Source organism: Anaeromusa acidaminophila DSM 3853 (assembly GCF_000374545.1).
GTDB classification, from domain to species: domain Bacteria; phylum Bacillota; class Negativicutes; order Anaeromusales; family Anaeromusaceae; genus Anaeromusa; species Anaeromusa acidaminophila.
In genome coordinates, this window is sequence record NZ_KB894586.1 from 18717 (window position 1) to 37657 (window position 18941).

At 49.0% G+C, this 18941-nt stretch carries 24 protein-coding genes; 22 read left to right on the top strand and 2 right to left on the bottom strand.

The features are described from left to right. Positions 1–39: 39 nt before the first annotated feature. The 4 genes from C508_RS0104590 (at position 40) to C508_RS0104605 (ending at position 2971) form a co-directional block, all read left to right on the top strand. Positions 40–1398 (top strand): PFL family protein, encoded by a 1359-nt coding sequence (locus C508_RS0104590; protein WP_018702374.1) that lies wholly within the window; start codon positions 40–42, stop codon positions 1396–1398. Positions 1399–1406: 8 nt separating this feature from the next. After that, positions 1407–2039 carry an endonuclease III gene (nth, locus tag C508_RS0104595; protein ID WP_018702375.1) on the top strand — a complete coding sequence of 211 codons (633 nt, stop codon included), beginning with the start codon at positions 1407–1409 and terminating at the stop codon, positions 2037–2039. Between the two features lie 28 nt (positions 2040–2067). Then, positions 2068–2520 (top strand): N-acetyltransferase, encoded by a 453-nt coding sequence (locus C508_RS0104600; protein WP_018702376.1) that lies wholly within the window; start codon positions 2068–2070, stop codon positions 2518–2520. Between the two features lie 61 nt (positions 2521–2581). Next, entirely contained in the window at positions 2582–2971 is a 390-nt protein-coding gene (locus C508_RS0104605; protein WP_018702377.1) for a hypothetical protein, read from the top strand. A 100-nt stretch (positions 2972–3071) separates the two neighbouring features. Here the strand turns inward: C508_RS0104605 and C508_RS0104610 are convergent, their stop codons facing one another. Next, complete coding sequence (locus tag C508_RS0104610) at positions 3072–3563, bottom strand: ferritin family protein (RefSeq protein ID WP_018702378.1); 492 nt, start codon at positions 3561–3563, stop codon at positions 3072–3074. Positions 3564–3830: 267 nt separating this feature from the next. Between C508_RS0104610 and C508_RS17820 the strand changes: the two genes are divergently transcribed. Then, the gene (locus C508_RS17820) at positions 3831–4463 is read left to right on the top strand and encodes a L,D-transpeptidase family protein (protein WP_018702379.1); all 633 of its coding nucleotides are present in this window, start codon (positions 3831–3833) and stop codon (positions 4461–4463) included. A gap of 56 nt (positions 4464–4519) precedes the next feature. Then, the gene (locus C508_RS17825; protein WP_018702380.1) at positions 4520–5191 is read left to right on the top strand and encodes a L,D-transpeptidase; all 672 of its coding nucleotides are present in this window, start codon (positions 4520–4522) and stop codon (positions 5189–5191) included. Between the two features lie 70 nt (positions 5192–5261). Here C508_RS17825 and C508_RS0104625 read toward each other — a convergent pair whose 3' ends face one another. Further along, positions 5262–5930 (bottom strand): metal-dependent hydrolase, encoded by a 669-nt coding sequence (locus tag C508_RS0104625; RefSeq protein ID WP_018702381.1) that lies wholly within the window; start codon positions 5928–5930, stop codon positions 5262–5264. 195 nt (positions 5931–6125) lie between these two features. On the opposite strand from C508_RS0104625, the gene C508_RS0104630 reads away from it, so the two are divergent. The 16 genes from C508_RS0104630 to C508_RS0104705 all read left to right on the top strand — a co-directional run bounded on the left by C508_RS0104630 (position 6126) and on the right by C508_RS0104705 (position 18925). Then, complete coding sequence (locus C508_RS0104630) at positions 6126–7883, top strand: 2-oxoacid:acceptor oxidoreductase subunit alpha (protein WP_018702382.1); 1758 nt, start codon at positions 6126–6128, stop codon at positions 7881–7883. Then, entirely contained in the window at positions 7883–8737 is an 855-nt protein-coding gene (locus C508_RS0104635; RefSeq protein ID WP_018702383.1) for a thiamine pyrophosphate-dependent enzyme, read from the top strand. The genes C508_RS0104630 and C508_RS0104635 overlap by 1 nt, the downstream gene beginning before the upstream one ends. Continuing rightward, positions 8734–9492, top strand: a complete 759-nt coding sequence (locus C508_RS0104640) for a C40 family peptidase (protein ID WP_018702384.1) — start codon at positions 8734–8736, stop codon at positions 9490–9492. The genes C508_RS0104635 and C508_RS0104640 overlap by 4 nt, the downstream gene beginning before the upstream one ends. A gap of 32 nt (positions 9493–9524) precedes the next feature. Then, positions 9525–10010 carry a cyclic pyranopterin monophosphate synthase MoaC gene (moaC, locus tag C508_RS0104645; protein ID WP_018702385.1) on the top strand — a complete coding sequence of 162 codons (486 nt, stop codon included), beginning with the start codon at positions 9525–9527 and terminating at the stop codon, positions 10008–10010. 164 nt (positions 10011–10174) lie between these two features. After that, on the top strand, positions 10175–10486 hold the full coding sequence (rplU, locus tag C508_RS0104650) for a 50S ribosomal protein L21 (RefSeq protein WP_018702386.1): 312 nt from the start codon (positions 10175–10177) through the stop codon (positions 10484–10486). Positions 10487–10492: 6 nt separating this feature from the next. Next, positions 10493–10813 carry a ribosomal-processing cysteine protease Prp gene (locus tag C508_RS0104655; RefSeq protein ID WP_018702387.1) on the top strand — a complete coding sequence of 107 codons (321 nt, stop codon included), beginning with the start codon at positions 10493–10495 and terminating at the stop codon, positions 10811–10813. Between the two features lie 6 nt (positions 10814–10819). Next, positions 10820–11113 (top strand): 50S ribosomal protein L27, encoded by a 294-nt coding sequence (gene rpmA, locus C508_RS0104660; protein WP_018702388.1) that lies wholly within the window; start codon positions 10820–10822, stop codon positions 11111–11113. Between the two features lie 196 nt (positions 11114–11309). Continuing rightward, positions 11310–12587, top strand: coding sequence for a GTPase ObgE (gene obgE, locus C508_RS0104665; protein ID WP_018702389.1), 1278 nt, complete (start codon positions 11310–11312; stop codon positions 12585–12587). 30 nt (positions 12588–12617) lie between these two features. Further along, positions 12618–12911, top strand: a complete 294-nt coding sequence (yhbY, locus tag C508_RS0104670; RefSeq protein ID WP_018702390.1) for a ribosome assembly RNA-binding protein YhbY — start codon at positions 12618–12620, stop codon at positions 12909–12911. 47 nt (positions 12912–12958) lie between these two features. Further along, positions 12959–14086 carry a glutamate 5-kinase gene (gene proB / locus C508_RS0104675; RefSeq protein WP_018702391.1) on the top strand — a complete coding sequence of 376 codons (1128 nt, stop codon included), beginning with the start codon at positions 12959–12961 and terminating at the stop codon, positions 14084–14086. Between the two features lie 12 nt (positions 14087–14098). Further along, positions 14099–15352 carry a glutamate-5-semialdehyde dehydrogenase gene (locus tag C508_RS0104680; RefSeq protein ID WP_018702392.1) on the top strand — a complete coding sequence of 418 codons (1254 nt, stop codon included), beginning with the start codon at positions 14099–14101 and terminating at the stop codon, positions 15350–15352. 77 nt (positions 15353–15429) lie between these two features. Continuing rightward, complete coding sequence (gene nadD / locus C508_RS0104685) at positions 15430–16080, top strand: nicotinate-nucleotide adenylyltransferase (RefSeq protein ID WP_018702393.1); 651 nt, start codon at positions 15430–15432, stop codon at positions 16078–16080. Then, the gene (gene yqeK, locus C508_RS0104690; protein WP_018702394.1) at positions 16070–16639 is read left to right on the top strand and encodes a bis(5'-nucleosyl)-tetraphosphatase (symmetrical) YqeK; all 570 of its coding nucleotides are present in this window, start codon (positions 16070–16072) and stop codon (positions 16637–16639) included. Before nadD ends, yqeK begins: the two co-directional genes overlap by 11 nt. Beyond that, a complete protein-coding gene (locus C508_RS17830; RefSeq protein WP_018702395.1) occupies positions 16636–17673 on the top strand; it encodes an LCP family protein in 1038 nt (345 codons plus the stop codon). The genes yqeK and C508_RS17830 overlap by 4 nt, the downstream gene beginning before the upstream one ends. Then, a complete protein-coding gene (gene rsfS, locus C508_RS0104700) occupies positions 17673–18026 on the top strand; it encodes a ribosome silencing factor (protein ID WP_018702396.1) in 354 nt (117 codons plus the stop codon). The genes C508_RS17830 and rsfS overlap by 1 nt, the downstream gene beginning before the upstream one ends. Then, on the top strand, positions 18026–18925 hold the full coding sequence (locus tag C508_RS0104705) for a CvfB family protein (RefSeq protein WP_018702397.1): 900 nt from the start codon (positions 18026–18028) through the stop codon (positions 18923–18925). Before rsfS ends, C508_RS0104705 begins: the two co-directional genes overlap by 1 nt. The last annotated feature ends 16 nt before the right edge of the window (positions 18926–18941 follow it).

The window sequence follows — 18941 nt, forward strand, 5'->3', positions numbered from 1 at the left end:
AGTAATAAAGGATTAGTCACTATTGGAAGGAGTCTATTGATGTTAAGCATTAAAGATATTTTAGAAACGAACCGCATGATTAGTGAAAATAATCTTGATGTGCGGACGATAACCATGGGGATTAGCTTGCGCGATTGCGCTCATCCCGACTTAGATCGTTTTTGTCAAAATGTATATGAGAAAATTACGCGTCGAGCTGAACATTTAGTGCGCACAGGTGAAGAAATTGAAAGTGAATATGGCATTCCTATTATTAATAAACGGATCTCTATTACTCCGATAGCGATTGCTGCTGAAAGCTGCCGTACCGACAGCCTTGTCCCGGTAGCTCAAATTTTGGACAAGGCGGCTAAAGAAGTTGGAGTTAACTTTATCGGCGGGTTTTCCGCCTTGGTTGAAAAAGGCTATACCGAAGGCGATCGTCGCCTGATTGCATCCATTCCTGAAGCGCTGGCCTGTACGGATCGAGTGTGTTCGTCAGTGAATGTGGGTTCAACTAAGACAGGTATCAATATGGATGCTGTTCGAGAAATGGGAGAAATTATTGTGAAAGCGGCTGCCTTGACGGCGGATCGTGACGCTATTGGCTGCGCCAAATTGGTTGTATTTGCTAATGTGCCTCAAGATAATCCGTTTATGGCCGGCGCTTTTCATGGCGTTGGAGAGCCGGAAACCGTTATTAATGTTGGCGTTAGCGGTCCTGGCGTTGTGAAACGGGCTTTGGAGGATGTTAAAGGTCAAGATTTCAGCATGGTTGCGGAAACCATCAAAAAAACTGCTTTCAAAATCACCCGCGTAGGGCAATTGGTGGCGCAGGAAGCTTCCCGCCGCTTGGGCGTGCAATTTGGCATTGTAGATTTGTCTTTGGCGCCGACGCCGGCTGTGGGGGATAGTGTGGCTCATATTTTAGAAGAAATGGGTCTGGAAAGTTGTGGCGCTCCCGGTACGACAGCAGCCTTGGCATTACTGAATGATGCAGTTAAAAAAGGCGGTTTAATGGCTTCGTCCCATGTAGGCGGTTTGAGCGGCGCTTTTATTCCTGTTAGTGAAGATGCTGGCATGATCGCCGCCGTAGAACGCGGCGCGTTAACGCTGGAGAAACTGGAAGCGATGACTTGTGTTTGCTCCGTTGGTTTAGATATGATTGCTGTTCCAGGCGATACGCCGGCTTCTACGCTGGCGGCTATTATTGCAGATGAAGCGGCAATTGGTATGATTAACAATAAAACGACGGCTGTACGCATTATTCCTGTGCCTGGAAAAACGGTGGGCGATAGCGTAGAGTTTGGCGGTTTGTTAGGCTATAGTCCCATTCTGCCGGTAAACCGTTTCAGCTCTGTCGACTTTATCGCCAGGGGCGGGCGGATCCCCGCGCCTGTGCGCAGCTTGACCAACTGAGGCTTGGCATGAGAGTGACGAAAGCCGTCAAAGGGCAGATGCTGGAAGTGCTGGAACGAACCTATGGTCATATTGGGACGGCCCTTCATTATACGTCGCCTTTTGAATTGTTGGTGGCTGTGATTCTTTCAGCGCAGTGCACAGATGAACGTGTGAACATTACCACCGGGAGATTGTTTCTCAAAGCGAATACGCCGGAAGCTATCATAGCTTTAGGACTAGAAGCGTTGGAAGCAGAAATTAAGGATTGCGGTTTGTTCCGTGCGAAGGCCAAAAATATTTTGGCTATGAGCCAGCTGCTGTTAGAACGTCATCAAGGGCAAGTTCCAGATACCTTTGATGCTCTTCTGGCACTGCCTGGGGTGGGCCGAAAAACTGCTAATGTGATTTTAAGCGTTCTTTATAATGTTCCTGCCATTGCGGTGGATACGCATGTGTTTCGCGTCGCGAATCGGTTGCGTCTGGGAACCGGCGATACGCCGGAAGATGTAGAGATAGCGTTGCAGAAGGCTATTCCCAAAAAGGACTGGGCTGCGGCGCATCATTGGCTAATTTGGCATGGACGAAAAATTTGCAAGGCGCGCAAACCTTTATGCAGCGAGTGTCCCGTGCAGGATTTGTGCCCAAGTCTGCAACCATGAGCTTGACAACTAAAGGAGGGATTTTGACATGCATTTGCGTAAAGCGACATTTGGAGATGTAGAAGCCATCCATAAGCTTGTCAACGACTATGCACAGCAGGGAGTTATGCTGCCGCGCTCGCGCAACTCCATTTACGAAACCTTACGGGATGTGATTATTGCCGAAGAAGAAGGCCAACTGGTTGGTGTTGGAAGCCTGCATCTTTCATGGGATGCTTTGGCGGAGGTAAGAGCCTTAGCTATTGCGCCCGATTTTCAGCGGCAGGGCATCGGCAGACAGATCGTAGAGGCGTTACTTGTTGAAGGCCGGGCGTTGGGGGTAAAGACTTTTTTTACTTTGACCTATCAGCCTGAATTTTTCGGAACCATGGGCTTTTCCGAGGTTACCAAAGAGGAGCTGCCGCAGAAGGTGTGGAAAGAGTGCATTAATTGCCCGAAATTCCCTAACTGCGATGAAGTGGCCATGGTGAAGCGGGAGTAGAGAATATGCAACGCCGCCTGTTTTAGACAGGCGGCGTTGTTTTGGCAGAGAAGGTGTTTTCTTGCTTTATGAAGCCGGGTTTGTTGCATGGTTAGCAATGCTGGTTTGTGCTATTTTAAATGGTCTTTTTAGAGAGCAGCTGCTGCAAAAAGTTGTCGGCAAGGCAGCGCTTCCCTTGAGTGGTTTTAGTGGAGCGGTTCTTTTTACGTTTGTTGCTTATACTATGTTACTTCGGTTAGAGGCAAGCTATTCTGCGCAAGAGTATCTATTACTTGGCCTGTTTTGGTTTTTTCTTACCATTTTCTTTGAATGTGCGTTTGGACGCTGGGTTTTGAAAAAAACGTGGCGCCAGCTTGCAGGGGCTTATGATATAAGAACCGGAAACTTATGGAGCCTTCTGCTTCTCTATATATTGGTTCTGCCGTATGTTGTTTCGAAATTGTTATGGTGAAACGTTCTGCGGTAAAAAGGAAAACCAGTAAGTTGTAGAACCCTGCAAAATAAAAGAGGCCTTACGCTATTGCGTAAGGCCTCTTTTGTTTTTGCGCTTATTAGGCCCAGCCTTGGAGCATTTCCACGAGCTTTTGTACGTGAATCTGTTCTTCGGACTGCAATGCAGTGAAGATTTTACGAACTTCGGCGTTTTTGGTGCTTTGGGCAATTTGTTCATAAAGCTGTACAGATTCTTTTTCGCCTTGCAGGGCGATTTCCAAGATGGAGCTGACGGAGGTGCATTCTGCTACTTTTTGCGCTGCTTGGGCTTCGGCCGGGAAGGAAAGAGAAGTTCCTATTTTTTGAATGATCGCCGCCGTTTCAGCATCCAGTGCATCCGGCGCACTGCCGTTCTTTTGCGTTTGCACGGCAGTCAATATTTTCTTGACGCCTTCCAAGTGATTATTTGTCTGCCCGGAAAGAAGGAGCACTAAGTTGCGTTGGTCTTCATTTTCCATGCGGCGTGCGGCCTCCAGGTAAAACTGGGCGCCGCGCGCCTCTAATTCAATGGCAAAACGAATCGAGTCTAAATCAGTTAACAGGGGATTCATAAAATAACCTCCTTTTATTAATGCAGAGTAAAAATATAAATGAGTTTTGAAAACTGCATTTATTAATTAATGAAATTAGACGCGTAATCAATAATTCCTGCTTGTTATGAATGAACATTTTATAGTTATGTAAGGTAGGGAGGAAAAAACACAAAATGCAGCCGAATTCAGCAGGAATTTTCTTGAGAAGCGCGAAAAAATGATATATAATCATTCATACCCTTTCTGTTGTAGTTGTTTTGTGATTGGAGGGTGTTGAAAGACATAATGAGTAAGAAAAAAATGTCTATTTTAGGAGCCGCTTTAGTAACGGTTTTGTTGTGCTTGCTGGGAGGCACTGGGTTTTTCTCTCCGGCAGAGGCGGCAGCAGATGCCGTGCGCATCACTTATGCCAAAGAATTTGCTGAATCGGCTGCTACGGCGATTTTGGTGGAAAAGTCAAAACATCGTTTGACTGTGTTTCATGAAGGCAAGGAATTGAAAACATATCCTTGCGCGTTTGGCGTAAATCCTGATGGAGATAAGAAAGAACGGGGAGACAACCGGACGCCGGAAGGCCGCTTTTTCGTAACGGAAAAAGAGCGTTTAGGCAGTCACCCTTATCTGGGGAGGTCTTGGTTGGGACTCAGTTATCCGGATGTGGGCCATGCTGAGCGCGGCTTGGGAGATCAGCTAATCAGTTATGGCGAGTATCAACGCATTGTGGCGGCTAATGAACAGATGGCCTTGCCTCCTCAGGACACGCAGCTTGGAGGCTGGATCGGCATTCATGGCGGTCGTGATGAAGCGACGAGGGAAGGCCGGGACTGGACAGAAGGCTGTATCGCCATGGTCGACAGTGATTTGGAAGAAATTTACCCTTATATTCGATATGGTACGACGGTAGTAGTGGTTCGTTAACGACTTGACGACGCGTACATAATCAAAGCATCACAATAAAGTAAGGAGGGAGATCCATGAAAAAATGGCTGAGTCTCCTCCTGTTCCTGCTGGTGTTGGCAGGCGTTGCTTTGCCGGCGGAAGCTGCTTATGAGCTGCGGCTAAATGTGCCGGAATATAAGTTGCGTTTGTTTGATGGTTCGCGTTTGTTAAAAGAATACAGTGTGGCAGTAGGGACTCCTTATGAGCAGACGCCGGTGGGGCAGTTCAGTGTTTTCTATAAGGAGAAGTATCCTACTTGGCACCCTGGCAGCGGCTTTGTGGATAAGACGCCGGTGCCGCCGGGACCTGCTAATCCGTTAGGAACAAGGTGGATGGAATTCTCGCGTTCCTATGGCATTCATGGCACCAATAAAGATTGGAGTATTGAATATCCTGTGTCCGGCGGCTGCGTGCGTATGTACAACAGGGACGTGGAAGAGCTTTTTGATAAGATTTCCTTGGGGACGCCGGTGATTGTAACCTATGAAACGATGAGCTTAACGGAAAAAGCAGATGGCTTGTATTTGACCATTTTTCCGGATATTTATGAAAAACGGAGTTCTACCTGGCAGGCTTTTTTAGCCTTGTACCAGCCCTACGCAGGAGAATATCTCTTGCTGCGCAAACCGGAATTTGCGGCAGCGCAGGAGACGGTTTGGACCGGTAAGGTGGCTGTGCGTAAGCAAGCCTTACGAATGGGCTTATAAGAAAAAGGCTGTATCAGTATAGCGATTATACTGATACAGCCTTTTTGTCGTTATTTACGAGGGATATTTTTTATAAGGTAAGGGTTTCGCCGGGATTGAGGATGCGGACCGGCGTAGATAGGCGCGACTCAACATCTTGCTTGAATTGGGCGGGGTCTTGCTCGATGACAGGCCAAGTATTGTAATGCATAGGAACAACCATGGCCGGTTTTAGCATGGCGACAGCTTCTGCGGCGTCTTTGGGACCCATCGTAAAGTTGCCGCCAATGGGCAACAAGGCGCAGTCAATGGATTCCAGACGTCCCAAGAGTGTCATATCACCGAAAAGGGCCGTGTCGCCTGCGAAATATACCCGATGTTCTCCCTGGCGGACAATAAAGCCGCAGGCATGTCCGCCGGGGATGCCTGCTCCATGAAAAGCAGGGGTGACTCGGACGGATCCAAAGGGAAAATCAAAAGTTCCGCCAAGGTGCATGGCGTGTGTTTTGCATTCTTGACCTGCACATAAATTGGCAATTTCAGCAGTGCTGATAATCGTAGCGCCAGTGCGCTTGGCGATGGCGACAGCATCCCCTAAATGATCGAAGTGACCATGGGAAACAAAGATATAGTGGCAGTCAATATCCTCGGGCTGGGCGATTTGGAAGGGATTGTCTTTTAAAAACGGATCAAATAAAAGAATATTTCCTTGGTTTTCCCAGCTAAAACAGGCATGTCCATAATATCGTAACTGGCTCATCTATAAAACCTCCCATTGGTTTCTTTGCTAATTAGTATACTCTAAGAAATACGCAGGAGCAATGTAACCGAGGTAGAGTTTCTTTAGAAGAGTTCTTTCTACTTAAGAGGAATTCAGGAAATGAATGACGAACCGTAACAACAGAAAAACAGGAGATCTGGAAAAGGAAAAACATAAAGGGGGCTGAAGAATTTTATGAACACGTATTCGGTGATGTTCGGAGGGGAAGCCGGGTATGGCGTCATGAGCGCCGGAATGATGGTGGCTAGAGCGGCTTCTCGAAACTCTTTATGGTCCGTGGTGGTTAACGAGTATCCTTCTTTAATAAAAGGCGGCTTGAATACCTGCATGGCTCGCCTGAGTACAAAGCCAGTGGCTGCTCATGAGGAAAGTTTTCAATTTTTAGGCGCTTTATCACAGCAGGCCTTTGATCAAAATTACGCGAAAGTAAGCCCGGACGGAATCGTTTTATATGATTGTGAGGCGGTGAAGGCGCCGGAGGTTCAAGGAGACGCTCCTGGAACTTGGATTGGCTTGCCGCTTTTGCAAAATTTACCTGGGGACGCTGCTAAAGTGATGGGAAATAGCGCCCTTTTAGGGGCCTTTTGCGCTTTGAGCGGTTTTCCAAAAGATGCCATTTTGCAGATTATGAATGATGAATTTAAAAAAGAAAACGTTAGAGAACAAAACAAGGCTATTTTTGAAGCGGCTTTTAAAGAAGCTGCTGATAAGTGTTGTCCAGCGTCCGGCTTGTTTGAGCTGCCGATCGCTTCCTCCAAAGAACCTAAGATGTTGCTTAATGGTAATGAGGCGTTGGCTATGGGAGCGATTCAAGGCGGCTGCCGTTTTTGCGCCGGCTATCCCATGACGCCTGGCTCAAGCGTGCTGGTGTATATGGCGGATCAAGGAGCTCGCTATGGAGTTGTATTCAAACAGGCGGAAGATGAAATTGCAGCGGTAAACATGCTGATTGGCGCGTCTTATGCGGGGGTGCGTTCCTTGGCTTCTACTAGCGGCGGCGGTTTTGCGCTGATGGTGGAAGCTTTGGGCTTTGCAGCGCAGGCGGAGCTTCCGATTGTATTAGTGAATGCGCAACGAGGCGGACCTAGCACGGGCTTGCCGACTAGAACGGCGCAAGCCGATTTGTTGTTTACCACGTTTGCATCACAAGGAGAGTTTCCACGGTTTGTCTTAGCTCCCGGCGATGTAGACGAATGTTTTTATGAAACCGCTCGCCTTTTTGATTTAACCGAACGTTTTCAGGTGCCTGGACTGATCTTAACGGACAAGTATTTAGCGGATTCTTCCGTAAGCAGACCTTTTTTTAAGACGCCTCTTGAACCGCAAGTAGAAGCGGGCCGGGCAAGCGAAGAATGGTTGGCGGCTCAGCAGCCCTATTGTCGGTATAGCGAGGCGGCAGGCTGCGAAGCGCCTCCTCGAGCGGTACCGGGACAAGCTGGCGGGGCTTATATCGCGACTAGCTACACTCACGGTGAAGACGGATTTTACAGTTCCGGCGATAAGGAATATGCTGCAAGAGAACCGGAAACGGTTGCGGCCGGCTTAGACCGCTGGTATGAAAAATTGCCGGCTATGGAAGCGGCTGCAGACGGGTTGAGGCAATACGGACCAGATGAGGCGGACCTGACCTTGTTTGTATGGGGCTCTACTAAAGGCGCCGCTTTAGAGGCCATGGAACTGGCTAAGCAAGAAGGACTGAGCGTCAATGTGCTGCAGGTTTTGTATGTGGCGCCGTTCCCAGTGCAGGCGTTGACAAAAGCTTTGGGGCGCGTAAAGAAGTCACTGCTTATTGAAGGGAATAAAACAGCGCAGTTAGGATTTTTGTTGCGTGGCCATTTGGGGTATGTCGTTGATGCAAGCTATTTGAAATACGATTCGCGCGCTTTTACGCCGAGCCAGATCTTGGCGCGTATAAAGGAGGTACTGGGATAATGAGTGATCATGCGATGCAAACTCATAGTTCTACCTGGTGTGTGGGCTGCGGGAATTTCGGTATTTTTCACGCTTTGAAAAATGTGTTGGCTTCGTTGCCTGCTAATGATACGGTCTTAGTGACCGGCATTGGCTGTTCCAGCAAAATTTCGCAATACGTGAATGGCTATAGGGTAGAATCTTTGCACGGACGCTCTTTACCTGTTGCTACTGGCGTTAAGCTGGCTAACCATCATTTGACGGTCATTGCCGAAGGCGGCGATGGAGACGGAATGGGTTTGGGCATGGGGCATTTTGTGCATACGGCCCGCCGCAACTTGGATATAAGTTACTTTGTCCATAACAATCAAATTTATGGCTTGACCAAAGGGCAGGCTTCGCCGACAACGGATTTGGGTACGGTGACCAAGTTTACGCCGCCTCCGTTGGGGAATGTAGAAAAGCCGATTAATATTGCTCATACGGCATTGAGCATGGGTGCAACTTTTGTGGCTAGAACCTTTACGGCTAATGTGCCGCATATGACGGAAATGATGACAGCAGCCGTGGCGCATCGGGGCTTTGCGGTTGTGGAAATTTTGCAGCCTTGCGTATCTTTTAATGCAGTTAATACGTATGCTTGGTATAAACAGAGAGTGCGAGATTTAAAGGAAATGGACGGATATGATCCGGAAAATCAAGAAAAGGCGCTGGCGTTGGCGGCATTATGGGGGGAGATTATCCCCATAGGCTTATTTTATAAAGAAAACAGGCCGACCTTTGACGGCGCTTTGCCGCAGCTGCAGGCGGGACCGCTGGTGAAAGCGAACTTGCAGCAAGTGGATATAACACCATTGATGCAGGAGTTTGTATGAAGAGAACATGGTTATTTGGGGTCTTGCTTATTGGGGCCTTATTAAGTCTGTCTTGGGGAACGGCCTTAGCAGCGGTATATCAGGAAGGCGATTCCGGCCAAGAAATTTTGGCGGTGCAGCAGCGACTGCGCTCACTCGGTTATGCTGTGGGGAAACAAGATGGCGTGTTTCATCCCTTGACGGCGTCGGCTGTGCGGGCGTTCCAGCAGCAGCAGGGCTTGCCGGCGAGCGGTGTATTAGACGAAGCAACCTATCAAAAGCTGATGGGCCAAGCTCAGTCCTCGGCAGTACTAGTAACGCAGCCGCCAGCGGTTCCAGAGCGCAAGGCCGCAACGGTCGCGAAAAAGGGAACTTCCTCCTTGCCGCCGTTACCAAAGTTCAAGGAAGGACGTCCAGGAAATTCGGTGCAGGAAACCGCCCAGCAGTACTTGGGCGTGCCTTATCGTTTTGGGGGGGCTACGCCGCAGGGATTTGATTGCTCCGGCTTTGTGATGTACGTGTTTCAAAAACACGGCGTCAAATTGCCGCGCACCGCAGACGTTCAGTACACGGTGGGACGAATTATTAATAAGAAGACGCTGCAGCCGGGAGATGTGGTCTTTTTTACAACTTATGAAAAAGGCGCTTCCCATGAAGGCATTTATTTGGGGCAGGAGCGCTTTATCCATGCTTCCTCAAGCCGCGGGGTTATGATCAGCTCTTTGAGCGAATCATACTGGAAAACGAGGTATTTGGGAGCGCGTCGCATGGGGTAAATGCGCTTTCTAGAGGAAGGAGGGCATTGGCAATGGAACTAACGCATTTTAATGAAGCTGGAAAAGCTAAAATGGTGCATGTTGGCGAGAAGGCGGACACGGAACGCTTGGCGGTGGCGACAGGCAAGGTGAATATGGCGGCGGAGACGCTTCAAAAAATACGCGAAGGTCGTATGGGCAAGGGCGATGTTTTGGCAGTAGCGCAAGTGGCTGGGATTATGGCGGCAAAGAAGACTTGGGAGCTCATTCCCATGTGCCATCCCTTACAGTTATCAGGCATAGATTTGCTCTTTTATTTAGATGAAGAAGAACAAGCGGTAGAAATTGCTGCAACCGTGCAAAATTACGGAAAAACTGGCGTGGAAATGGAAGCGCTAACGGCTGTATCAGTAGCCGCGCTAACTATTTATGATATGTGCAAAGCCGTAGACAAAGAAATGGAGATATCGCAAATTTGCTTAGTGGAAAAGCGCGGCGGTCGTAGCGGAACCTATCAGCGGCCACAAAGAGGCGAATGAGGTAAGATAAACAAAGACAACCAGGAATTTCATTGACAAGAAATAAGGCCTATGCTAATATTTAAAAATGCATAGGATTTCCTGTGCCGCCGCTCGGAGAGGTGGAAAATTCGCGATGGCGATACCGTATTCGGCGAGCTCAAAGCAGAGGAGGTGCATTTTTAATGTACGCTATCATTGAAACTGGCGGTAAACAATACCGTGTGCAGGAAGGCGACAAAGTTGTCGTTGAGAAGCTGGCCGTAGAAGAAGGACAGGAAGTTGCGTTCGAACGCGTTCTGACTGTTGTGAAGGACGGCGAAGTTTTGGTGGGCGCTCCGGTTGTAGCCGGTGCGAAAGTGGTTGCTAAAGTAGTGGAACATGGCAAAGGCAAGAAGATTTTGGTCTTCAAGTACAAAGCTAAATCCAACTACCGTCGCCGCCAGGGCCATCGTCAACCGTTCACTCAGGTCGTGATTGAAAAAATTGAGGCCTAAGTCGGAATGATTGATATTTGTTTACAGCGAAATTCTTCAGGCCTTTTGTGGGCTTTTTCTCTAAAAGGTCATGCCAAAGCGGCTCCGCACGGACAAGATATTGTTTGTGCCGGAGTATCTGCCTTAGCGCAAGCAGCAGTGCTAGGTTTGGAGCGGCATTTGCGCATGGAACTGCAACTGTCTGTCAAAGAGGGGCTTTTGGAAGCGGAGCTGAAAGAGGCGCCAACTGAACAGAGCAGTGCGATTTTAGAGACTATGCTTCTGGGACTGAGGGAAATCGAACGATTGTATCCCCGGTATCTTAAGATCCGGGAAAACAGGAGGTGAAATGGCATGTTCCAATTTGATCTTCAGCTATTCGCCCATAAAAAAGGCGTCGGCAGCACTCGTAACGGCCGTGATAGCGAAGCGAAACGCCTTGGCGTTAAACGTCAAGCTGGTGAAGTAGTTACCGCAGGCAGCATTCTTGTTCGTCAGCGTGGAACGCATTTTCATCCTGGAGCCAATGTAGGCATTGGTAAGGATGATACGCTGTTCGCCCTGACGCCTGGCCGCGTTTCTTTTGAACGCAAAGGCCGCTATAAGCGTCAGATCAGCGTCTACCCCGCGGAAGAAGCTGCAATCTAAGCGAATACACACCAAAGACCTGCGGAACCTAACCGCAGGTCTTTTTTTCTTGAGTAGCGCCTTGCTTAGGGAACTACTGATTTATTGACATGTACGGGAGCGTTGGCTGCATCGGTGGCTCCCTAGGCAAGACGCAGCAAAACAGGTATAATTAAATGAATCTCTATGGATCGCGGAAGAAAGGAAGCACCTTTTTATGTTTATTGATCGTGCGAAAATACAAGTAAAAGCAGGTGACGGCGGAAACGGCATGTCCAGTTTTCGACGTGAAAAATTTGTGCCCAAAGGCGGTCCGAGCGGCGGCGACGGAGGGCGCGGCGGCGATGTTATTTTGATCGTTGATAATAATTACAATACATTAATTGATTTTCGATATAAACGGAAATTTGTCGCTCCTACCGGTGTGCATGGTCAAAGTAAAAACATGCATGGCAAGGCAGGGGAGCATTTATTTGTACCCGTGCCGCCAGGTACGCTGGTTAAGGATGCAGAAAGCGGCGAAGTGCTGGCGGATTTGACAGAAGTCGGTCAGCAGGCTGTGGTAGCAAAAGGCGGACGAGGCGGGCGTGGCAACGCTCGTTTTGTCAACAGTATGCAGCGGGCGCCGCAGTTCGCGGAAAAAGGAGAACCCGGAGCAGAGCGGCAGCTGTTTTTAGAGCTGAAACTATTGGCTGATGTGGGTCTTGTCGGGTATCCCAGCGTGGGCAAGTCCAGCATTATTTCCAAGGTTTCCGCAGCAAAGCCGGAAATTGCCTCGTATCATTTCACGACGCTGACTCCAGTTTTAGGCGTTGTGCGTCTGGATGACGGATGCAGCTTTGTATTGGCTGATATTCCCGGTTTGATTGAAGGCGCGCATTCTGGAGCTGGTTTAGGACATGATTTTCTGCGCCATGTGGAGCGTACTAAAATTATGATTCATGTACTGGACGCTTCCGGCCTTGAAGGCAGAGATCCTTTGGAGGATTTTTACGCCATCAATAAAGAATTGGCCCTGTATAGTGATAAATTAGCTAAACGGCAGCAGATTATTGTAGCCAATAAATTAGATTTGCCCGAAGCGCAGGAGAATTATTTGCGCTTGCAGGCGCATTTTGCCAAAGAAGGCTATGAAATCTATCCGGTATCTGCGGCGACGGGCGAAGGCTTGCAGCAAGTGATGCAACGGGCTTGGCAGTTATTGAAAGAATATCGGGAAGAGCCGGAAGTTGTTGATGAAATTAAGGTATACGAAGCGAAAGAGGAAATCCTCTTTACCGTTAGCAGGGATGATGACGGCGCCTTTGTCGTTAGCGGCAAGGATATTGAACGATTGGTTGCGATGACTAACTTTGACAATGAAGATGGTTTGCGTCGCTTTCAGCGCATTTGGCGCAATTTAGAGATTGAAGAAGCGTTAAAAGAAAAAGGCATTCAAGAAGGCGATACGGTGCGTATTCGCGACATGGAATTTGAATACAGACAACACGGATAAGTGTAAAAAGGAAGCTAGGAGGATTTAAATATGGAGCTAAGTGGCAAGCAAAAACGTCATTTGCGCGCATTAGGAAGTGCATTGGATCCAGTGGTGCAGATTGGTAAAGGCGGTATTGTAGAAACCGTGGTTATCACTGCTAAGGAAGCTATTTTGAAGCGGGAATTGATTAAGGTACGGGTATTGAAGAATAGCCCGGTGGAGCCTAAAGAGGCTCTGGAAGAGCTGGAGCGCCTGACGGGAGCTGACTTGGTGCAAGTTATTGGCCGCAATGGTCTTTTATATGCGCCAAATCCGGAAAAACCAAAAATTGAACTGCCATAAGAGGGTCCCAAACGCATTTTATTTCATCGTAAAGCGGGGGATTGGCTATGTTGAATCGAGCGAACATCGGAGAGGCGCAGCGTATTGTAGTTAAGGTTGGGACAAGCACCTTAACGCATGAAACTGGAAAATTGAATTTTTTTCGCATTGAACGTCTGGTCCGGGAGCTATCTGACTTGGTAAACCAAGGCAAGGAAATAGTCTTGGTTAGCTCCGGCGCCGTTGGGGCGGGTATGGAGCGATTGGGCTTGACGGAAAAACCGAAGACCATTCCGGAAAAGCAAGCGGCAGCGGCTGTAGGGCAAGGCGTGTTGCTGCATGTATATGAAAAAATATTTGCGGAGTACGGACAGACCGTAGGCCAGGTGCTTTTGACCAGGGAAGACTCTGTGAAACGCAGTCGCTATGTGAATTCTCGCAACACGTTATTGCAGCTTTTGGCGATGGGAGTCATTCCTATTATCAACGAGAATGACGCGGTAGCGGTAGATGAACTGAAAATAGGCGATAACGACACGCTGTCGGCCATGGTGGGAACCATTGTCGATGCGGACTTGATTATTATATTATCGGATGTAGACGGCGTATATACCGCTAATCCGCAAACCAATCCAGAAGCAAAACTACTTTCTGAGATTGCCGAGATAACTCCTGAAATTGACGAGCTTGCGGGCGGTCCGGGAACGATGCGCGGTACTGGCGGCATGTATACGAAGATTCAAGCCGCCAAGATTGCGGTCAATGCGGGCATTGCCCTAGTGATCGCCTCGGGAACGCAGGATGGAGTTGTGAGGGAGATTTTGACCGGACAGGACGTTGGCACATTATTTCCTTCTAAGCATAATCGCTTGCAAGTTCGCAAATCCTGGCTGGCCTTTGGGGCTCGCATTGCCGGAGATGTTCAGGTTGACAGCGGTTGCGCCAAGGCTATTGTCAAAACAGGGTCTAGTTTGTTAGCCGCAGGAATTGTCAAGGTTCAAGGGGATTTTGAACAGGGAAAAACCATTCGGATTTTAGACACTAACGGCAGGGAATTGGCACGGGGACTGAGTAATTACAGCTCCGGTGAAATTGAACGCATTCGCGGCAAGCATACGGATGAAATTTCTTCGGTGTTGGGGTATAAAACAACGGACGAAGTGGTTCATCGGGACCATTTGGTCCTCATGGTGTGAGGGGGAAGCAGCATGGATTTCAAATTGGAACTGGAAAAGCAAGGAAGGCTTGCGAAACAGGCGGCGCGTCGTTTAGCGGTGATGGCAAGCGGTGAAAAAAATGCAGCGCTCTTGGCAATGGCGGATGCGCTGCAGGCGAGGCAGATGGAGATCCTGCAAGCGAATGCGGAAGATGTAACTCGGGCGGAACAACGCGGCATTAGTGCGTCCTTATTAGACAGACTGCGTCTGAATGCCTCGCGGATCGATGATATGGCGGAAGGCTTGCGTCAGGTTGCTTCTTTGCCGGATCCTATTGGTGAGGTTTTGGGCATGTGGCGCCGTCCCAATGGTTTGGAGATTGGCAAAGTGCGCGTGCCGCTTGGGGTTATTGGCATGATTTATGAAGCGCGGCCGAACGTCACCGTGGATGCGGCGGGACTTTGCCTAAAGTCAGGCAATGCCGTTTTGCTGCGTGGCGGCTCGGAAGCGATTTCCTCCAATTTGGCAATGCTTCAAGTGTTGGTAGAAGCCGGCGAGGCGGCAGGACTGCCGTCTGGCGCGATTCAAATGGTAACAACCACAGACCGGGAAGCGGTGCAGGCCATGCTCCGGCTTAACCGGTATTTGGATGTTATTATTCCTCGCGGCGGCGCTGGCTTGATCCGTACTGTCGTTGAAAACAGCACAGTACCGGTTATTGAAACCGGTACCGGCGTATGCCATACCTATGTGGACGACGGCGCTGATTTAACTATGGCGGAAGAAATTGCTTTTAATGCTAAGGTTTCTCGGCCTTCAGTTTGCAATGCTATGGAGACCTTGCTGGTGCATCACTGCGTGGCTAAAGCCTTTCTTCCGAAGATGCTGGAGCGGTATCACGCCGCTGGCGTGGAGCTGCGCGGCTGCCCGGAAACCCAAAAATATCACCAAGCTGTTTTGCCGGTTACTGAAGCGGACTGGGCGACAGAATACCATGACTTGATTTTGTCGATCCGCGTTGTTGAAGATATGGATGCAGCGATGGAGCACATTGCTCGTTACAGTACAAAGCACTCCGAGGCCATTGTAACGCGTAGCTATGCGCGGGCGCGCCGTTTTCAGCATGAGGTGGATGCAGCGGCTGTTTATGTCAATGCGTCTACACGCTTTAGCGATGGCTTTGAATTTGGCTTCGGCGCTGAAATTGGCATTAGTACGCAGAAGCTGCACGCCCGAGGCCCGATGGGCTTGGCGGAATTGACGAGCACTAAGTATATTGTTTCAGGGGATGGACAGATTCGCTAGGTTCTTTTATCGATATGGCAATATAATTTTTAAGGAATTGCGGCATTTAAGTAGTTCCTTGCATTAGGGAGAGTTCGATGACAACAAAAGTACGGAAAATTGGCGTTATGGGCGGGACGTTTGATCCGATTCATATTGGCCATTTAGTCATTGCGGAAGCGGTACGTACGGAGTTCGGCCTGGAAAAAGTATTGTTTGTTCCGGCTAATCATCCGCCGCATAAACAAGCGCAGAACGTTACTTCGGCGTTGCATCGGTACGTGATGACGGTGCTGGCGACGGCATCTAACCCTTTCTTTTTTGTATCTCCTATTGAAATTCATCGCCCCGGACCTTCCTATACGGTCGATACCTTGCGGCAGTTGAGAAAAGAAATCGGCGAGCCGGTAGAACTATATTTTATTACCGGCGTCGATACGATTCGCGAATTGCCGACATGGGAGCGCATTGAAGAACTTTTTGAGTTATGTCATTTTGTTGGAGCCAGCCGACCGGGATGTGAAGATGCGATGGAAGCTACCCAACGGTATTTTGGCACTGTGGGAGAAGGGCGCATTCATCGGCTGACAACGCCGGAACTAGCGATTTCATCGACTGATATTCGTTTGCGAGTGCAGCAGGGACGATCTATCCAGTACATTGTTCCAGAAATGGTAGAGCAGTATATTCTCAAAGAAGGTTTGTATCTGGGCCTGGCGGATGAGGAGACGGGATCGAATGGATGTTGAAAGCATTTTCCAGGAAGTTCAAAAGGAATTAAGCCCGAAACGTTGGCGTCATACACAAGGGGTTATGAATAAAGCGATCGAATTAGCGCAGCGGCATGATGGAAATGTAGAGCAGGCTTATTTAGCTGCGTTGCTTCATGATGTAGCTAGAGAATGGCCCCCCGAGCAGTGGGTGGCGGAAGCCAAAACGGCTGGGTTGGTGATGGATGAGGCGGCGCTTCACTCGCCGGTACTGCTGCATGCGCCGCTGGCGGCATGGGTGGCAAAGAATCGCTTTGGCGTTATTGACGAACTTGTATTATGCGCTATTGCTCGGCACACTATTGGAGGAACTGGCTTATCCTTGCTGGATAAGATTCTTTATTTGGCTGACGCCTTGGAAGAAGGACGCTCTTACAAGGGCGTGGAGGAACTGCGAATTTTGGCGCTTCAGGATATAGATGTCGCCATGCTGTCAGTCTATGATCAAACACTGCGGTATATGATCAAACGAGAAGAAGCGATTCACCCGGAAACAATTGCCGGGCGCAATGAACTGCTATGGAGGAGAAACCAGTGAGTCGGCCATTGAACGAGCGGCAGCGGCTGCGACGCGCTAAGCCAAGAAAGTTGCGTTGGGGGCGGGTCGTACTGTTTTTGTTGCTAGTAGTAGTGTTTTTTGTTGGTTTGGTGAAGGGTGGAATATGGCTCTGGAGCCAGGCTGTGACGACAAGTCAAGCGGTGGCGGAGCCGGTACAAGCGACGCCGCCTGCTCCTGAACCGGTTGCAGCTGCTCCGGTTAAACCTCTCTATGCGAAGCCCCAGGTGGCCACTTCACGGCTCAATGTACTCTTGCTGGGCGTGGATGATGGCGAATATGGTATTGCAGATGCGCCTAAACGCTCTGATACCATGATTTTGGCTAATATTGATCCAGAGACGGGCATTGTTACGCTAGTGTCTTTGCCTAGGGATACGCAGGTATTGCTGCCGGGACACAAAGACGTTGAAAAGCTGGGGCACGCCTACGCGTATGGAGGACCGGAACTGACTGTTAAAGCAGTGGAAGATTTACTACAAATTCCTGTGAATTATTATGTTACATTGCACTGGCAGGGATTTATTCGCTGTGTGGACAGTCTGGGCGGGGTTGACTTATATGTAGAGCAGGATATGGATTATGAGGACCCTTATGCAGCGCTGGCAATTCATCTGAATAAAGGATATCAGCATTTGGATGGAGATAGATCTGGACAGTATGTACGTTTTCGCAGCGATGAGCTGGGGGATATTGGACGAGCGCAACGGCAGCAGCGTTTTTTAAGAGCCTTGGCGAATCAAACCTTTCAATGGGAAACCCTTGCCAGACTGCCGGAGCTGCAGACCGTAGTCAAAGAATCTTTTCTTACCAATATACAAGGGAGCGATTGGTTCCGTCTAGGGGCAGCCTTGCGGCACTTTGACCGCGCTACCGGGGTAAAACCGGTTTTGCTCCCAGGTCGTTTTGCAACAGAAAAAAATGTAAGCTATTGGAAAACGGATGAAAATGCGACTAATGAACTGGTAAAAACAAAATTGCTGGAAACAGCAGGAACAATTGAAGGAGGAAAATAATGATCGAAGTAATTAAAAGAGCGACACCGGAGGTCATTGCCCGACTGGCCAGTGAAAAAAAAGCCATGGATATTGTCATTTTGAAAATGGCAGAGGTTTCTTTAGTAACTGACTATTTTATTATTTGCAGCTCTAACTCGACAACACAGGTGCGGGCCATTGTCGATCATGTAGAAGAAAAGCTGTCTGAGGCGGGAGTAGAACCGCTACACAAGGAAGGATACCGAGAAGGACGCTGGATCCTGCTTGATTATAGCGAATGTATTTTGCATGTTTTTGTCGAAGAAGATCGGCGTTTTTACAACTTGGAACAGTTGTGGGGCGATGCGGAAGCACTGCCTTATAAGGAGTAATGATGAACGAAAATGAAAAGCCGCGCCTTCAGGCGGCGACTTTAGCCACGCTAAAGGTGGTTCGCAAAGCGGACTTTGGCGTATTTCTAGATGGAGGAACCGGCCAGACCAGCGATGACGTTCTGCTGCACCAAGGGCAGCAGAGTCGGCCGGTTGAGATCGGCGAGGAAGTCGATGTCTTCCTTTATCATGACGCTAGAGGCCGTATAACAGCCAGCATGAAGCTTCCCAAGATGAAGGAAGGCCAGGTGGCTCGAGCGGAAGTTATCCACTTTACAGGCAAACAGGGAGCGTTTGTGGACTTAGGGGCGGAACGGGCGGTGTTTATGCCTTTCAGCCGCATGCGGGGACGCGTCTACGAGGGTGAAAAGGTATGGGTCAAGCTTTATACAGATAAAACAGGACGTTTGGCTGTGACGATGGAAGTGGAAGAAGACCTGCAGCGGGCAGCGCTGCCTTTTACCGGCAAAGTAGGAGATAAACTTAAAGGAACCGTTTATAATGAAACTGACGAAGGTTACTTTTTGTTTGCTGAAGGGCGGCATGTTGCTTTTCTCCATCGCAGTGAAATGGCTGGAGCAGCTTTGCGTATGGGGCAGGAAATTGAGTTTCGGGTAGCCTTTATCCGGCCGGATGGACGGATAAACGTATCCATGCGACCGCAAAAGGAAGATGCCCTAGTTGAAGACGGGGAACGAATCCTGCAATTTTTACAAGAGCGGGGCGGTAAAATGCCTTATGGAGATGCGACAAGTCCAGAAATAATTCAAACCAAATTCGGCATGAGCAAGGCGGCTTTTAAACGGGCTTTGGGCCGGCTGCTGCGTCAAGGAACGATTCGCCAAGAAGAGGGCTGGACTTGGATTTGCGAAGAAACAGAAGAAAACAAAGAAAATTAACAAAAATATAGTCCTG

Bases quoted from the DNA above. Each gene is read 5' to 3' on its own strand.
- C508_RS0104610 (WP_018702378.1), bottom strand. From the start codon at position 3,563: ATGAATCCCCTGTTAACTGATTTAGACTCGATTCGTTTTGCCATTGAA.
- C508_RS0104630 (WP_018702382.1), top strand. From the start codon at position 6,126: ATGAACACGTATTCGGTGATGTTCGGAGGGGAAGCCGGGTATGGCGTC.
- C508_RS0104640 (WP_018702384.1), top strand. From the start codon at position 8,734: ATGAAGAGAACATGGTTATTTGGGGTCTTGCTTATTGGGGCCTTATTA.
- rplU (WP_018702386.1), top strand. From the start codon at position 10,175: ATGTACGCTATCATTGAAACTGGCGGTAAACAATACCGTGTGCAGGAA.
- C508_RS0104705 (WP_018702397.1), top strand. From the start codon at position 18,026: ATGATGAACGAAAATGAAAAGCCGCGCCTTCAGGCGGCGACTTTAGCC.
- nadD (WP_018702393.1), top strand. From the start codon at position 15,430: ATGACAACAAAAGTACGGAAAATTGGCGTTATGGGCGGGACGTTTGAT.
- obgE (WP_018702389.1), top strand. From the start codon at position 11,310: ATGTTTATTGATCGTGCGAAAATACAAGTAAAAGCAGGTGACGGCGGA.
- moaC (WP_018702385.1), top strand. From the start codon at position 9,525: ATGGAACTAACGCATTTTAATGAAGCTGGAAAAGCTAAAATGGTGCAT.
- C508_RS17825 (WP_018702380.1), top strand. From the start codon at position 4,520: ATGAAAAAATGGCTGAGTCTCCTCCTGTTCCTGCTGGTGTTGGCAGGC.
- rpmA (WP_018702388.1), top strand. From the start codon at position 10,820: ATGTTCCAATTTGATCTTCAGCTATTCGCCCATAAAAAAGGCGTCGGC.
- yhbY (WP_018702390.1), top strand. From the start codon at position 12,618: ATGGAGCTAAGTGGCAAGCAAAAACGTCATTTGCGCGCATTAGGAAGT.
- C508_RS0104590 (WP_018702374.1), top strand. From the start codon at position 40: ATGTTAAGCATTAAAGATATTTTAGAAACGAACCGCATGATTAGTGAA.
- C508_RS0104600 (WP_018702376.1), top strand. From the start codon at position 2,068: ATGCATTTGCGTAAAGCGACATTTGGAGATGTAGAAGCCATCCATAAG.
- C508_RS0104680 (WP_018702392.1), top strand. From the start codon at position 14,099: ATGGATTTCAAATTGGAACTGGAAAAGCAAGGAAGGCTTGCGAAACAG.
- C508_RS0104635 (WP_018702383.1), top strand. From the start codon at position 7,883: ATGAGTGATCATGCGATGCAAACTCATAGTTCTACCTGGTGTGTGGGC.
- C508_RS17820 (WP_018702379.1), top strand. From the start codon at position 3,831: ATGAGTAAGAAAAAAATGTCTATTTTAGGAGCCGCTTTAGTAACGGTT.
- C508_RS0104625 (WP_018702381.1), bottom strand. From the start codon at position 5,930: ATGAGCCAGTTACGATATTATGGACATGCCTGTTTTAGCTGGGAAAAC.
- rsfS (WP_018702396.1), top strand. From the start codon at position 17,673: ATGATCGAAGTAATTAAAAGAGCGACACCGGAGGTCATTGCCCGACTG.
- proB (WP_018702391.1), top strand. From the start codon at position 12,959: ATGTTGAATCGAGCGAACATCGGAGAGGCGCAGCGTATTGTAGTTAAG.
- C508_RS0104655 (WP_018702387.1), top strand. From the start codon at position 10,493: ATGATTGATATTTGTTTACAGCGAAATTCTTCAGGCCTTTTGTGGGCT.
- nth (WP_018702375.1), top strand. From the start codon at position 1,407: ATGAGAGTGACGAAAGCCGTCAAAGGGCAGATGCTGGAAGTGCTGGAA.
- yqeK (WP_018702394.1), top strand. From the start codon at position 16,070: ATGGATGTTGAAAGCATTTTCCAGGAAGTTCAAAAGGAATTAAGCCCG.